The organism is Alkalihalobacterium alkalinitrilicum, from assembly GCF_002019605.1.
Taxonomy (GTDB): domain Bacteria; phylum Bacillota; class Bacilli; order Bacillales; family Bacillaceae_F; genus Alkalihalobacterium; species Alkalihalobacterium alkalinitrilicum.
The window spans coordinates 393,330-407,269 of the sequence record NZ_KV917368.1; the positions used below are offsets into that span (position 1 = coordinate 393,330).

Annotated in this window: 16 protein-coding genes; 14 read left to right on the forward strand and 2 right to left on the reverse strand. The window is 34.6% G+C overall.

What is annotated here, in order from left to right; genetic code table 11:
- The first annotated feature begins 95 nt into the window (after nt 1-95).
- The 13 genes from gltC to BK574_RS02005 all read left to right on the forward strand — a co-directional run bounded on the left by gltC (nt 96) and on the right by BK574_RS02005 (nt 12,506).
- Nucleotides 96-1,001, forward strand: coding sequence for a glutamate biosynthesis transcriptional regulator GltC (gene gltC / locus BK574_RS01945; RefSeq protein ID WP_078427266.1), 906 nt, complete (start codon nt 96-98; stop codon nt 999-1,001).
- Nucleotides 1,002-1,135: 134 nt separating this feature from the next.
- Nucleotides 1,136-1,615 (forward strand): PaaI family thioesterase, encoded by a 480-nt coding sequence (locus BK574_RS01950; RefSeq protein ID WP_078427267.1) that lies wholly within the window; start codon nt 1,136-1,138, stop codon nt 1,613-1,615.
- Nucleotides 1,616-1,702: 87 nt separating this feature from the next.
- Nucleotides 1,703-1,861, forward strand: a complete 159-nt coding sequence (locus tag BK574_RS01955) for a YycC family protein (protein ID WP_078427268.1) — start codon at nt 1,703-1,705, stop codon at nt 1,859-1,861.
- A 167-nt stretch (nt 1,862-2,028) separates the two neighbouring features.
- Nucleotides 2,029-2,694, forward strand: a complete 666-nt coding sequence (locus BK574_RS01960; RefSeq protein ID WP_158211493.1) for a TetR/AcrR family transcriptional regulator — start codon at nt 2,029-2,031, stop codon at nt 2,692-2,694.
- 396 nt (nt 2,695-3,090) lie between these two features.
- On the forward strand, nt 3,091-4,185 hold the full coding sequence (locus BK574_RS01965; RefSeq protein WP_158211494.1) for a TRAP transporter substrate-binding protein: 1,095 nt from the start codon (nt 3,091-3,093) through the stop codon (nt 4,183-4,185).
- 175 nt (nt 4,186-4,360) lie between these two features.
- Nucleotides 4,361-4,867: a TRAP transporter small permease gene (locus BK574_RS01970; protein ID WP_078427271.1), complete on the forward strand. Its 507-nt coding sequence runs from the start codon at nt 4,361-4,363 to the stop codon at nt 4,865-4,867.
- A gap of 33 nt (nt 4,868-4,900) precedes the next feature.
- Nucleotides 4,901-6,175 (forward strand): TRAP transporter large permease, encoded by a 1,275-nt coding sequence (locus BK574_RS01975; protein ID WP_078427272.1) that lies wholly within the window; start codon nt 4,901-4,903, stop codon nt 6,173-6,175.
- A 76-nt stretch (nt 6,176-6,251) separates the two neighbouring features.
- A complete protein-coding gene (locus BK574_RS01980) occupies nt 6,252-7,784 on the forward strand; it encodes a class I adenylate-forming enzyme family protein (RefSeq protein ID WP_158211495.1) in 1,533 nt (510 codons plus the stop codon).
- Nucleotides 7,785-7,818: 34 nt separating this feature from the next.
- The gene (locus BK574_RS01985) at nt 7,819-8,919 is read left to right on the forward strand and encodes an acyl-CoA dehydrogenase family protein (protein WP_078427274.1); all 1,101 of its coding nucleotides are present in this window, start codon (nt 7,819-7,821) and stop codon (nt 8,917-8,919) included.
- 88 nt (nt 8,920-9,007) lie between these two features.
- Nucleotides 9,008-10,171: an acyl-CoA dehydrogenase family protein gene (locus BK574_RS01990; RefSeq protein WP_078427275.1), complete on the forward strand. Its 1,164-nt coding sequence runs from the start codon at nt 9,008-9,010 to the stop codon at nt 10,169-10,171.
- A gap of 45 nt (nt 10,172-10,216) precedes the next feature.
- Nucleotides 10,217-11,026: an enoyl-CoA hydratase gene (locus BK574_RS01995; protein ID WP_075386422.1), complete on the forward strand. Its 810-nt coding sequence runs from the start codon at nt 10,217-10,219 to the stop codon at nt 11,024-11,026.
- A gap of 224 nt (nt 11,027-11,250) precedes the next feature.
- Nucleotides 11,251-11,697 (forward strand): BsuPI-related putative proteinase inhibitor, encoded by a 447-nt coding sequence (locus BK574_RS02000; RefSeq protein WP_218970526.1) that lies wholly within the window; start codon nt 11,251-11,253, stop codon nt 11,695-11,697.
- 281 nt (nt 11,698-11,978) lie between these two features.
- Nucleotides 11,979-12,506: a hypothetical protein gene (locus BK574_RS02005; protein WP_139313830.1), complete on the forward strand. Its 528-nt coding sequence runs from the start codon at nt 11,979-11,981 to the stop codon at nt 12,504-12,506.
- 165 nt (nt 12,507-12,671) lie between these two features.
- Here BK574_RS02005 and BK574_RS02010 read toward each other — a convergent pair whose 3' ends face one another.
- The gene (locus tag BK574_RS02010) at nt 12,672-13,064 is read right to left on the reverse strand and encodes a hypothetical protein (protein ID WP_078427277.1); all 393 of its coding nucleotides are present in this window, start codon (nt 13,062-13,064) and stop codon (nt 12,672-12,674) included.
- 288 nt (nt 13,065-13,352) lie between these two features.
- Here BK574_RS02010 and BK574_RS02015 point away from each other — a divergent pair, with 288 nt between their 5' ends.
- Nucleotides 13,353-13,451, forward strand: coding sequence for a YjcZ family sporulation protein (locus BK574_RS02015; protein ID WP_075386426.1), 99 nt, complete (start codon nt 13,353-13,355; stop codon nt 13,449-13,451).
- A 157-nt stretch (nt 13,452-13,608) separates the two neighbouring features.
- On the opposite strand, the gene BK574_RS02020 is transcribed toward BK574_RS02015, so the two are convergent.
- A complete protein-coding gene (locus BK574_RS02020) occupies nt 13,609-13,788 on the reverse strand; it encodes a small acid-soluble spore protein H (RefSeq protein ID WP_078427278.1) in 180 nt (59 codons plus the stop codon).
- Nucleotides 13,789-13,940: the final 152 nt, after the last annotated feature.

Genomic DNA, 13,940 nt, shown 5'->3' on the forward strand with positions numbered 1-13,940 from the left:
GTAATCTATTTTATAATTAAACAAACAATCTAAACAATATCAAAAATCGATATAGTTCATGCTTTTTTGAGATGAATAAAAACGAGGGATGTATAGTGGAAATCAGACAAATCAAATACTTTATGGAAGTCGCAAAGCGGGAACACGTAACAGAAGCAGCCGAGGTATTACATGTAGCGCAGTCTGCAGTTAGTCGACAAATTTTTAATTTAGAAAATGAATTAGGTGTCGATTTGTTTATAAGAGAAGGACGAAGAGTGAAACTGACACCCATCGGGAATATGTTTTTAGAACGAATGAAGCATGCGATGAATGTTATTGATGACGCAACACGAGAAGTAGCTGAGTATTTAGATCCCGAGAAAGGGACGATACGTATTGCGTTTCCGATTAGTCTTGCTGCTTATACATTACCAACGGCAATTTATGCTTTTCGAAAACAATTCCCTGATGCGAAATTTCAATTAAAACAAGCGCTTTATCGTGACTTAATTGACGGAGTTGTTAAAGGAAATTATAATATGGCACTTATTGGTCCTGTTCCAATGCAGGAGAAAAAAGTCAATAGCAAAATATTATTCACGGAAAATGTTGTGGCGCTTTTGCCAATGCATCATCCACTTGCGGATAGACGTTCTTTAAAGCTAATTGAATTAAAAGACGACCCGTTTGTATTACTTCCAGAAGGGTTTGTATTTCGAGACATTGTAGTAAATGCTTGTTCTGCATTAGGGTTTCAGCCGAATGTTGCTTTTGAAGGTGATGATATAGATGCATTAAAAGGCCTAGTTTCAGCAGGACTAGGGGTAACACTTATGCCAGAAGTTACATTAGTGGACAGCGTTCCTAGGTCCACGGTAAAAATACCATTAACTGAACCAAATGTAACAAGAACGGTCGGTGTTATTACACCAAAAGAACGTGTATTACTTCCTACAGAGCAGTTATTTTATGAATTTTTACAAGAATTCTTCAATAGGTTAACCTACTTTAGAGATTAAATTATTAAATAGATGTGATATGTGTTTCTTAAAAAAGGAAACTGAGTAGGAATAACGAAAATAGTTATGTATATTTTGAAAACTAGTGAGTGGAACATTTTTTGTTATTTCATTTGAAAGTGGAGGTAGAATTCTTGATACATCAAATTATGGAAGAATTAAAGGGACTTTCAACAGATCAATTAGAAGAAGTACAACGTGTAATCCAAGGTTACAAATCATCAATGATTAAAAAGGAAGCTGGTTGGAATCTTCATTATTTTGGAAGATTTATAGGAGTGGATGAGGACGAACATGGAAGAGATATCATGCGACTAGGAAAGTATAATGAAAACACTTTCGGTGTTGCCCAAGGTGGTGCTCTTTACACCTTCGCTGACATTTGTCTCGGTAAAGCTATTATTAATAGATTAAACGAAGGAGAGAAGATTTTTACTCTCGAAATGAAAATGAATTATATAAAAAATGGTTTAGGGGAAAAACTATACGCCAAACCTAATTTTTTGCATTGGGGAAACACAACCGTTGTAGCTCAATGCAATATAGAGGACGAAAACGAAACTCTCATCGCACACGCACTAGGAACATTTTACATTGTAAAACCAAGAAAATAGCTTACTTTAGATTACAGTGTTTAATGATATACTATAAATATAGAAAGAGAGTCATTTACTCTTAAGAAATTAACTGGAGGTTTTCCCATGAGACCATTACAGATTTCACCAGAAACAGCACAAAAGCTAGCTAAAACCTTAAATGTTCCTTTAGAACAAATTATGCATATGCCTCAACATATCTTAGTTGCCAAATTAGCCGAAGCTGAAGCTAAGGAAAAGAAAGAGAAGGAAACAAACGAATAAGTATATGAAACACTCGAGTACCTTAATAAGGTGCTGGGGTGTTTTTTTTGTAGAGGTGGATAATGAATAAAAAAATGGGAAAAAACATTGACAGTTCTAAATATTTATAATATTCTAATACTTGAAAAGTGATTCATATTTCATTTCACAAAAAGGTTGTGCTACAGTTGTCAGATATAATTTCTCATAGATCAAAACCTAAGACAGAGCGAGGTAGAATAACAAAACTTAAACTAATTGAAGCCGCAGAAGGAGTTTTTGGGGAGCTTGGCTTTTTTCAAGCTGGTATAACTGATATTACAAGGGAAGCTGGAGTAGCTTTAGGTACGTTTTACACCTATTTTCAATCTAAAGAAGAAATTTTTAAAGATTTAGTAACGTTTAGGTTGCATGAACTAAAAAAGGAAATCGCTTTAGAAACACATGGTATTACAGATCGTCTTGACTTAGAAAGGAAAGGCCTAAAAGTATTTTTTAAATTTATACAAAAACACCCATTTCATTATCGGTTGATGCGTCAATCAGAATTTGTCGATGAGAAATTTCATCGGAAAATATATGAATCATTTGCAGCTGGCTATATTCGGAGTCTTTCAAAATCAATGGCAAACAAGCAGATCCGAAAAATCGACCCAGAAATACTAGTTTATTGTTTTATGGGTATCTCAGATTATATAGGTATGAGATGGGTATTGTGGGAAAAAACAGAAGTCGATGACAGGATCATAGATGAACTAATGACGTTTATTTCACATGGCATTGCTAATAGTCAGATTCCTGATTTAAACAAATACATTCCCGATAACAGTGATCTCTCAATAGAATATACATAAAAGAATTTTTTATCAATTGTTCATGATTTTGAGAGATATATCAATTGTTTAGAGATTATTCAGTTAGAGGATGGGACAAAAAGAATAAAGATATCATTATTTTGAAATCGTTTACTCGACAATCCTCAGACTTTGAAGAAGACTCATATTTTGTAGGGATGTCTCAAATATTCAACTTAAAACTCATATTAGAAAAAATTAAATTTTTACAAATTTATTGGTAATAATGGGGTTGTATTCATTAATAAGAACACAATTACGAAACTTTTTATCAAGCAATAGTGCTCTCTATTTTTTTAGAAATTATTTTCAGAAATTTTCGTAAATAAACTTAGTGTTTAATTAATGAGTCAACATCCATTTTTATATTATTAAAAAAATGTAGGGGGAATGGTTATGCTATCGAAAAAACAAACAAGTATTTGGTTGACTTTGCTTCTAGCGATGATGTTAGTGATTACTGCATGTGGTTCAGGAGAGGAAGCGTCTAAGGAAAACGATTCTAGCGGAAATAATGATGAAGGTAATACTGAAGAAATAGCAAATGATGAGGTCATCACGCTCAAGTTTGCAACTTCAGCACCAGCCGATCATGCATTTTCACTGATGACTTATGTACCTTTTATTGAAAGAGTTGAAGAGTTAACTGAAGGAAGAGTAAAAATCGATTGGTATCCAGGCGGACAACTCGGTGCTGGAAGTGATTATTTATATTTAACTCGAGATGGTGTAGCTGATCTTGCGTATGTTGCTCCTGTTAATACGCCAAGTGAATTTCCGATTAGTTCAAATATTGGTCTATCTGGTTTGTTCAATCCTGATGATATTTTAAATGCATCATTAGCCCTTTTGGCAACACAGCAACAAAGTCCGATTCTCGATGAGTATGTACATCATGGAGTACGACCAGTTCTTTCGATGTGGGCTCCGCCAGCAGATGTGTGGGTAAGAGATGACGTACCATTAAGAACCCCACAAGATTTTCAAGGTTTAAGACTTGCTTCAACACATATTACGTCAAAGATTTTACAGGAACTTGGTGCGACACCAGTTAATCTAAATGCAGCTGATCAATATAGTGCTCTTGATACTGGGGTTGTAGATGGGACTATCCTTTATGCATCTACAGTAAGAGGGTTTGGTTTGTGGGAACAGATGAAATCTGGATCTAGAGGGCTTGGCATGACTCCGAACGTTTTAAACTTAATAATCAATGAAAAAGTATACCAAGATCTTCCTTCAGATATTCAAGAGGCAATATTACAAGCGGGTAAAGAAATCTCAGCCAGTGGTGCTCAAGGACAGTATGATGATGATAGTGATGCATTTAATCAGTTTGTTGAAGAAGGGATAAATATTCAGGAGTTAACTGATGCTGAACTTCAACAATGGCAAGAATTTTATGATGAGTTCAATGCAAACTACATTGAAAATGACGATGCTGCTAAAGCAATTGAACTATTCCAACAAGAACTAGAAGCTCTTCAATAAAACCAAGTTTGTATTAGAGGGGGCTATTTCAAAAGTAAACTCGGGCATCTCTGACATGGTAAATAGTTGCATAGATTCACTGCACTATAAGTTATGAATTTTGAGAAGCTAGACACTTTTGAGATAGCCTCTCTATTAATAGTAATAGTCAATATATAGACATGGGAGGGTGAGCATGGATCGGTTTATTAAGTATCATAATAAATTTGATGATTTTCTTGTAATGATAGCTGCTGGTAGTATATTTCTAATGATGCTCTTAATATTTTCAGACGTTCTTCTGAGAAATCTTTTTAATAGTCCGATTATTGGGACAGTAGAGATAACTGGGGAGTATTTGATGGCAATTATCGTTTACTTTTCTATAAGTTACACTCTTAAAGAAAGAGGGCATGTAAGTGTAGATTTATTAAAGGATAAAGTCTCCTTAGGATGGAGTAAGTTTTTTGGAATAGTTACGAATCTATTAGCCATAATTGCATTTGTTGCATTAGGCATTGCTAATTTCGGAATGGGGATGGATTATTTCTCCAATGGGATTACTTCAAGAGGTCTACTGGACTATCCACTTTGGCCAGCTTTAATGATCATTTCACTAGGCTTGTTATCATTTTGTGTTAGGTTATTAATTGATTCTATTAATATATTGAGGAATAAGAATGATCAATATACTCAGGAATAATGGACCAAGACAAGAGAAAAGGAGGTATGATACGTGCTTTTACTAATGGCTATATTATTAATTATCTTGTTATTCATAAGAATGCCAATAGCCTTTGTACTTCTTGTTGTTGGTTCAATCGGAACCATTACTTTAATTGGTTATGATCCTTTAACTGGAATTTATTCAACAACTGCCTACAGGAGTATAAATAATTTTACATTTAGTACAATCCCTCTATTTATATTGATGGCTCATTTTATGTCTAAAAGTAGAATAGCAGATGACCTATTTGAGTGTATATTAAGATGGATCGGTCATAAACCTGGTGGGGTGGGTGTTTCAACCGTTTTAGGAAGTGCAGGGTTCGGAACACTAACTGGGTCAAGTATTGCCGCAACAACCGTAATGTCTGAAATTGCTGTTCCAAAAATGATCAAAGCCAAATACCCAGACTGGTTTGCTTCTGGATTAGTGGCTACATCATCTGGAACATTAGCTGTTATGATACCTCCAAGTATTCCATTAATTATATATGGAATTCAAACGGAAAACTCTATAGGAAAACTATTGATTGCTGGAATTTTACCTGGTCTATTACTTGCTTTTTTATTATGTATAACTGTTATTTGGGTCGGTATAAAAGAAAATAGTAAGACAGAACGTTATTCTTGGAAAGAGAGATGGCAATCCACAATCAAAATATGGCCATCTGTTCTATTAATCTTGCTTGTCTTAAGTTTTATATATTTTGGATTTGGGACAACAACAGAAGCTGCCTCTTTTGGTGCCTTTGGCGCAATGGTAATTGGTTTAACCATGAGAAGGTTAAATTGGAAAATGATCGTAGAGTCACTTGTAACAACAGCGAAACAATCGGGGATGATATTCATTATTGTCGTTGGTGCACATGTATTTACGTATTATGTGACGATGACAAGAGTGACGCAAGATATTTTAGCATTTATACAAGCAAGTGGTATGTCAACGTGGATGATCTTAGCAGCTATAGTAATCCTTTACCTAATTTTGGGTATGTTTATGGATTTGTTAGGGTCACTATTAGTTACTTTACCTCTTGTTTATCCTCTATTATTAGGGCTCGGTTATGATCCAATATGGGCTGGAATTGTCATTGTATTACTTCTTGAAATTGGATTGGTAACGCCTCCTGTAGGAATTAATATATATATCACTAGTCAACATTCTGGGGTTCCAGTAAATACTGTATTAAGAGGAAGCTGGCTTTTCATAGGGGTTGTATTGTTAGCAGCAATACTCTTAATCATTTTTCCTGAAATTGTTTTGTTTTTACCATCAATAATGTAGATCTTCTATTAGTTACTTGGAGAGTTATATCTATGACTTTTCTTAATTAATAGTTATTTCAGAAAGGGTGATGCTAATGTTGAAGATGGGTGATATTTTACCTATGGTGTCTAGAAAGTATCCTAACCATATTAGTGCTGTATTTGAAGACAAAAGTTTTACTTATCAAGAAACCAATCACAGAATGTTATGTCTAGCAAATTCACTTATAGAATTGGGAATTAAAAAGGGAGATCGAGTAGCCATAATGCAGACCAACAGTCACGAATATTTGGAAGCAGCTTTGGCGATCGCACATGTAGGGGCTATATATGTTCCTATTAATTATCGACTTCGTGAAGAAGAAGTTGAATATGTCATTAAGGATTCAGGGTCTACTGTATTTTTTGTCGGTGAACGATATGTATCTTTAATTAATTCGATACGTGATCAAATTCCTGACATTAAACAGTATATCTGTTTTGAAGGTACAACTTCTTCAATGTTGAAGTATGAAGATTTATTAGCGTTGGGGACACCAAGCATTGTGGAAATTGAAAACTTTAATGATACGGATTTGTTTAAAATTCAATATACAAGTGGAACCACTGGAACTCCTAAAGGGGCAATGATTACACATAAAGCACAAATTGCAAGAATGACTTTAAATTGGAGTCAGATAACGGAATATGATCGACATTATTGTGCTGGAACAATGTTTCATATTTCAGGACTATCATCAAATATTGGAGCTTGGTTACACGGCGCCACTTGTTATATTACTAAACAATTTGATGCATTAGAAGTTGCGGAACTTATCAATAAAGAAAAAATTACATCTTTATGGCTTGTTCCATCGATGATTAATTTTTTACTAAATGTACCCAATATCGAACAATATAACTTACGGAGCGTTAAACATATTTCTTATGGGGCAGCCCCGATACCAGTTGAAATGCTCAAAAAAGCAATTTCAAAATTTAATTGTGACCTCACCCAAGCATACGGTTCGAGTGAAAATGGAGCGGTGACTTATTTGGAGCCTAAAGATCATAACTTGGATGAGAAAATTAATGTTCATCGTTTAAAGTCAGTTGGTAAAGGTGGTCCACTAGACTTTGTTAAGGTTGTTAATGAACGTGGTGAGGAAATAGCTCCTGGTGAAGTGGGTGAAATTGTTACTTTAGGGGCGGGTAACATGATCGGTTATTGGAATAAACCTGAGGCAACAAAAGAAACGTTGCAAAATGGTTGGATTCGCTCAGGTGATTTAGCTACCGTTGATGAGGATGGATATATCTATCTTTCTGGTAGAAAAAAAGACATGATCATCAGGGGTGGTGAAAATATATACCCAATTGAGATTGAAAATGTACTTTATAAGCATCCAAAAGTATTAGAAGCAGTAGTTATTGGGGTTCCTGATGATGCATGGGGAGAAACCGTTAAGGCTTGCGTTGCAATTAAAACAAACGAATCCTTAAGTTCTGAAGAAATTATCGCCTTTTGTAAAAAATACTTGGCTAGTTATAAATGTCCTACCTCTGTTGAATTTATGGATGAGTTACCTAAAAACCAGATGGGGAAAATCCTAAAGAAGGACTTAAAGATTAAATTTGCAAAACGATAACCCCACTATTCATGAAAAAGGAGAGAAATGATATATGAATTTTGATTATTCCGAAGATGAGAAAATGTTGCAAAAATCAGTAAGAAACATGTTGCAAGATAAACACCCAATTGAAAAAGTGAGAGAGTATATGGGAAATGGAAAAATCTCAGAAACTCTTACAAATTTGCTAGCTTCACAAGGGTTATTAGGACCAGTCAGTTGGAATGAGAAAACAAAATCTATAGAGGGAATAACCTACGCAGTATTAACATCATTTGAAGTAGGTAGATCGGTACTGCCATTTCCATTGATGGAAAGTTACGTGTCTGCCTATGTGTTAGAAAAATACAAATTCGAATCAATTTATAACGAAGTAACTTCAGGTACAAAAATATGTACAATTGCTTGGGAAGGTAAGACTATGAATGTGACAAGTAAAGAAGATGCGTTATTGGTAACTGGGGAGTTTACGTATGTTCCTTTTGCTAAGGATGCTAACTATATGCTCGCAAAGGTTAATATAAATAGCGAAGAAAAAGTCTTGGTTGTTAATTTAAATAATGAAAATATAGAAGTAAGAAAAAGAGACTCGATGGATGAAACGTATCCTCTATACAATGTTCGAGTGAAAAATTATCAATTCTCACAACAAGATGTTCTCACAACAGGCGAAAATTCTACATCTATATTCGATGAGATGAAGATGATTGCTAGGCTGTTGATTAGTGCAGAAATGGTAGGTGCCAGTGAAGAAATACTTGAACGAACCGTTGAATATACGAATCAAAGAGAACAATTTGGCCAATCCATTTCAAAGTTTCAGGCCATTAAACATATGGCTGCCGATATGTATCTCTTGTTAGATAGCAGTAAGGCCATTTTAGATTATACAACTGCAGTCATTGATTCCAATGCGGATGAAGATCTAATGAAAGTAACTTCAATGTTAAAGGCTTATGTTTCAGATGCTAGTAACGAAATAATAGGTACGGCAATTCAGGTACATGGAGGAATTGCATATACTTGGGAAAGTGATGTTCATCTTTATTATAAAAGAGCACGAAGAAGTTCAGTTATGTTAGGTGATTCGTATTACCATCGCGAAAAAGTTTTTCAGTCCATGCTAAATCAAAAAGCTGTACTTAAAGTGTAATGGCTGATACAAAATTTATGATAGATGCAAAAGTACGCATTAAAATAATAAAAAATACTCTTAACCTTAAAGATATGGAGGATTAAAGATGGATATTGCATTTTCAAAAGAGCATGAGGAATATCGTGAACAAGTTCGTAATTGGTTAATAGAAAACATACCGAAAAGTGATAATGGAGAATTTAGTGCTGAACAAAATCTAGATTGGGAAAGAAAACTATATGAAGGTGGATATTCTGGAATATCATGGCCTAAGGAATATGGTGGTCAGGGTAATGATATTATTTTCCAAACTATTTTTAATGAAGAATGTGCAAAACTTAATGCTCCTTCAGGAATGAATTTAATCGGCAAACAAATTTTTGGTCCGTCACTGATTGAGTTAGGAACAGAAGAACAGAAAGAAAGATTTCTTCCTAAAATCATAAGAGGAGAAGAAATGTGGTGTCAATGCTTCTCGGAACCGAATGCAGGTTCTGATTTAGCGGCGTTATCTACAAAAGCAGTGCTAAAAGGAGATAAGTGGGTAATCAACGGCCAGAAAGTATGGACCAGTTGGGCTGAACATGCAGATTATAGCATTCTTTTAGCCAGAACAGATAATGAAGCGCCGAAACACAAAGGAATTACCTTTTTTATTGTTCCGATGTCAGCAGAAGGAATTACAGTTAGATCCTTAAAACAAATGAGTGGGGAAGAAAATGATTTTGCAGAAGTGTTTTTTGATGATGTAATCATCGATAAAGACTCTGTTTTAGGTAACGTCAATGAAGGCTGGCAAGTTACGATGAGGGCGTTATCATATGAAAGAGGCGGAAATTCACTTGGGCACGCAGCACATTTTTCTGAAGAATTAACTGAATTATTAGAATTGGGCAAGCGGTTAGAAACTCAAGTTGGGGAAGCTATCACTAATAGTTCGTATTATAGACAAAAGTTGGCACAATCGTATATAGAAGTTGAAGTTTTAAGACATATGGGGTTAAAAATAGCTAATAAACTCATTAACAACCAAAAGGTGACAACTGAAGCATCTGTTCAAAAACTATATTGGAGCGAGTACCATCAAAGATTTGGAGAACTAGCAATGGAAATACAAGGGTTGGAAAGTCCATTTTGGGGTGAAGACGGTTTAAACTCAGGTAAGTTTCAACAAATCTTTATGCGTTCACGAGCTGAAACTATTTTTGCTGGTTCTTCACAAATACAAAGAAACATTATTTCTGAGAGAATACTAGGAATGCCAAGGTAAATTTAATGAGTTCTTCATATAAATATCATTCAATTGGAGGTAGAAATGGATTTTAATACAATTATTTATAAAGAATTAGTGAACGAAGGTATTGCGGAAATTATCATGAACCGACCGAAGAAACGAAATGCGATTAATAAAGAAATGATCGTAGAAATGTCAGCTGCGTTCAAACGTGCAGAAGAAAGTGAAGATATTAAAGTAATCATCTTCAGTGGGGCTGGTCCTTGTTTTTCAGCAGGACATGATTTGTCCCCGAATGAAGAATATCCTGATACATGTGATGAGCGTATTGCCTTTGAACGTAAATACTACTTCGACGAGTCGATGTACATTCGGAATATAAGAAAACCAATTATCTCAAAAGTGCATAGTCACTGTATCGCTGCAGCGTTAGCACTTGCATCTGTAACGGATATTGTCATTGCTTCTGAAGATGCCATTTTTAGTGAGCCAGTTGTACGAATGGGTGCTAATAGCCAAGAACTAATGTTTTTACCGTGGTTAATTGGAGAGAAGAAGACGAAAGAACTTTTATTTACAGGTGATGCAATAAAAGCGGATGAAGCAGTTCAGTTAGGTTTAGTGAATAAAGTCGTTCCAGTAGAACAATTAGATGATGCGGTTATGGAGATGGCGAGTAAAATCGCGCAAATGCCACCTTTAGCAATTTCTCTTGTGAAAGAATCAGTTAATAATACAATGGACATCATGGGGTATACGAACTCCATGAAAATGCATTTCGCTTCCCACCTATTAAGCCATACAACAAATGAAATTGCTGAGGGAATGGGGAAATCCAAAAGAGGAAATTTAAAAGAGTTTTTTGACCGACGAGATCAAAAATTTGTATAACAATACCGAGTAAATAGTTAAATCAAATGCTTGGTTGATTAGTGTAGATAAGATAGCTCTCTATATAGGGAGCTATCTTTTTGGGGTGTTAAGGAACAGTTGACAACTTACAAATGTTCAAGAAGTATTGCCGAGAATAGATAAATGTTAATCCAATAAAAATTGAAACCATTTCTAAAATACAACGTCAAATATATTGTATAAACAAAAAAGGGGATGGCATGATGAAGGTGTTATTTTTACTGGTGTTCGCATTTTTTTTGACAGGGTGTGGTTTGGGGAATGAACAAGCAAGTCAAGAACCTACTACTGGAGGAAGTGAAATTGTAGATGGAGAAATGACCATTAGTCTTGTGGAGGAAAGTCCACTCGTTTTTCATTATGAGGTCATGAATCAATCGGACAAAGTTGTGACAATAGAGTTTTCGAGCTCACAGCGAATCAATTATTCAATAACTACTAAAGAAGGAAAAGATATCTATTTATTTTCAAGTGTTGCTACATTTCTTCAAGCATTAGGTGAAGAGGAATTGAAGCCAGATGAACAGTTAGAATATGTGATCGATTTAAATGAATTGGACCTCCAAGAAGGTGAGTATCTACTATCAGTGTGGTTGACACCAATGGACGGGCCAACTTATAAAATAATAAAAGAGTTCACCATTGAATAAACCAAGTGAGAGTTCTAAAACATTTTAGAGCTCTTTTTTATGATTATTTTGTTAAAAAATCGATAGGATCAATGTTACCTAATTTTTGGGACAACAGCAAAATTTAGTATATGGACAAGTAGTAGCTTCATAAATTATTATAATATTAAGAAAACTAAAGAAATACTGTTCTATTTTGTTACCCGATAAAACTAAGCACTTCATGTAAGGTCAATATCAATGAGATTAACATTAAAATGACAAGACAAAGAGGTGATCCCATGACTTTTATTGGAAGATTTATGAACATTGAACTAGAGATGAATAAAACCCTAGTCGAAGAATTTTTGGGGAAAATAAAGACAGTCTATCCATACAAGTGGATCGAAAATAAAGAGGATAAAACTTTAGTTATTTATGGAGAAAAACAATATCAACTTCCTTTTAAAGAAAAAGAGGGTCTTTTCACTTTAGCGATTGAAGAATTAACAACTAGTGAAAGAACGTTTTCAATTGCATTTAATGAACTATTATTTGAAGCAAGAAAGAAGATGATGAGGATCGAGAATATATATGAAAGAAAGAAAAGAAGAATAGAAGAAAGACAAGAAGAAATTCAAGTCATACATCTGCGACGAAGTGAAAAAGCGCAACTAAGGTTAGTTGCACCAATGACTAAACAAACAGAAATGAACATCGTGAAGTTGGAAACGGATTATCTATTAATGGAATTACATGAAGCATTAGTGAAGAATGAGGAAGAGACAGTACAGTATTGTAAAAAAAGATTACAAGAGTTAGTTGAGCAAACTCAAAAAATCTTAAGCTAATGATACTTTATATGTACTGTAATGAAATTATGTACTAAGAAAATCAACAGGGGTAGTATGAGTCCCTGTTGATTTTTCTTTATTTTTAGGTACGTTTACTTGCTATAGACGGTTTTAGTTTCAGAAAAGGTACCGCTTTTTCAGGTGAAGGACGTGATTTTCTAATTAAAATCCATCGGTTGTTGGAGTAAATGGAATGTTTAAGTTTCTTTCCACTGTGCGAACTCTTTGATTTAATCGATTTAGTCGATCTGTATGAAGTTCATCATTTCGGTTGAGGCGGATAATTTCTTGGTTTATACGGCCAATTTCTTCGTTAATTCTCCCAATTTCACTGTTCAAACGAACAATTTCTTGGTTTTGTCGAGTTAATTCAGCACTTTGCTCTTGATTTTGTCTAGTAAGTTCATTCACTCTTCTATCTAGCTCTTGAGTGGTGGGTTGTTGTCTCATCATCGGTTGGTGATCCTGTTGTGATATATAAGGGTTTTGTTGGTATTGTCTATAGTAGCCACCAGGTTGTTGAATATTTACAGGATAATAAGGATACAAATTCATTATGACGCACTCCTCAAAATTTATTTGATGTGAAATACATTAATTAGCCTATGTTAAATTTTGAGGAGTGACAGGGCATACACCTAGAAATATCCTAATTAGATTAGAGCTAAGAAAAAAATTAAGCTTTTTTAGTTGATACTACTCTCCACCTAGGCCAGTTACGGATAAACAATTTAAAAATAGTAAAATTGCCGTGTTCATTAGTCCTAGCAAATATAGATTTTTTTCATAGATTAGTAGTGAGAGGATAATCTTCTCATAATAGGTTGGTAAGGAGGGATCACTATGTCTGGTACTCACAAACCAGTGAGCAACTTTGCGTTAATCGTAGTGTTGTTTATTTTGTTAATTATTGTTGGTACGGCGTTTGTTCGCCCGTACTAATATGATGTAACGAAAAAAAGTGAAGAGTCAGCATTCTTATAAAATGTTGGCTCTTTTTCTTCATTTCCTAATATTTCATTGAGCTGAGGTTGAAGTAGACTGTAAAAAATAAAACCCGCATGGAATGTATATGTCCATACGGGTAATGCTATTCTACTTATTGTTCCATCAAATTGTTTACGGGGACACTCTGTTTCTGATTCGGGTCATTAATTGGGTGAATTGTAGCTGTTCCATTATTTTGGTCTACATGCTCTATATAGACCTGTTGTCCGTTGTACATAACATTTGCCATATCGGGTGATGAAGAAATTTGTTGTGCTCGTTGTGCATCCATTATAGTTCCTCCTACTTTAGTTAAATTTAGAACATCTATTTTAATATTTGTTAAAACAAGATTACCTATACACTTTTTAGTAAATATTTCTAAGAAGTGGTTTACTACTAGTAGTATACTTACCAACGAGTAGTTGGGGGGGGAATTACTAA

What these genes read in the sequence shown, in the direction of transcription:
- BK574_RS01980 (WP_158211495.1), top strand. Translation starts at nt 6,252, where the DNA reads ATGTTGAAGATGGGTGATATTTTACCTATGGTGTCTAGAAAGTATCCT.
- BK574_RS02000 (WP_218970526.1), top strand. Translation starts at nt 11,251, where the DNA reads ATGAAGGTGTTATTTTTACTGGTGTTCGCATTTTTTTTGACAGGGTGT.
- BK574_RS02005 (WP_139313830.1), top strand. Translation starts at nt 11,979, where the DNA reads ATGAACATTGAACTAGAGATGAATAAAACCCTAGTCGAAGAATTTTTG.
- BK574_RS02010 (WP_078427277.1), bottom strand. Translation starts at nt 13,064, where the DNA reads ATGAATTTGTATCCTTATTATCCTGTAAATATTCAACAACCTGGTGGC.
- BK574_RS01970 (WP_078427271.1), top strand. Translation starts at nt 4,361, where the DNA reads ATGGATCGGTTTATTAAGTATCATAATAAATTTGATGATTTTCTTGTA.
- BK574_RS02020 (WP_078427278.1), bottom strand. Translation starts at nt 13,788, where the DNA reads ATGGATGCACAACGAGCACAACAAATTTCTTCATCACCCGATATGGCA.
- BK574_RS01965 (WP_158211494.1), top strand. Translation starts at nt 3,091, where the DNA reads ATGCTATCGAAAAAACAAACAAGTATTTGGTTGACTTTGCTTCTAGCG.
- BK574_RS01985 (WP_078427274.1), top strand. Translation starts at nt 7,819, where the DNA reads ATGAATTTTGATTATTCCGAAGATGAGAAAATGTTGCAAAAATCAGTA.
- BK574_RS01995 (WP_075386422.1), top strand. Translation starts at nt 10,217, where the DNA reads ATGGATTTTAATACAATTATTTATAAAGAATTAGTGAACGAAGGTATT.
- BK574_RS01955 (WP_078427268.1), top strand. Translation starts at nt 1,703, where the DNA reads ATGAGACCATTACAGATTTCACCAGAAACAGCACAAAAGCTAGCTAAA.
- BK574_RS02015 (WP_075386426.1), top strand. Translation starts at nt 13,353, where the DNA reads ATGTCTGGTACTCACAAACCAGTGAGCAACTTTGCGTTAATCGTAGTG.
- BK574_RS01990 (WP_078427275.1), top strand. Translation starts at nt 9,008, where the DNA reads ATGGATATTGCATTTTCAAAAGAGCATGAGGAATATCGTGAACAAGTT.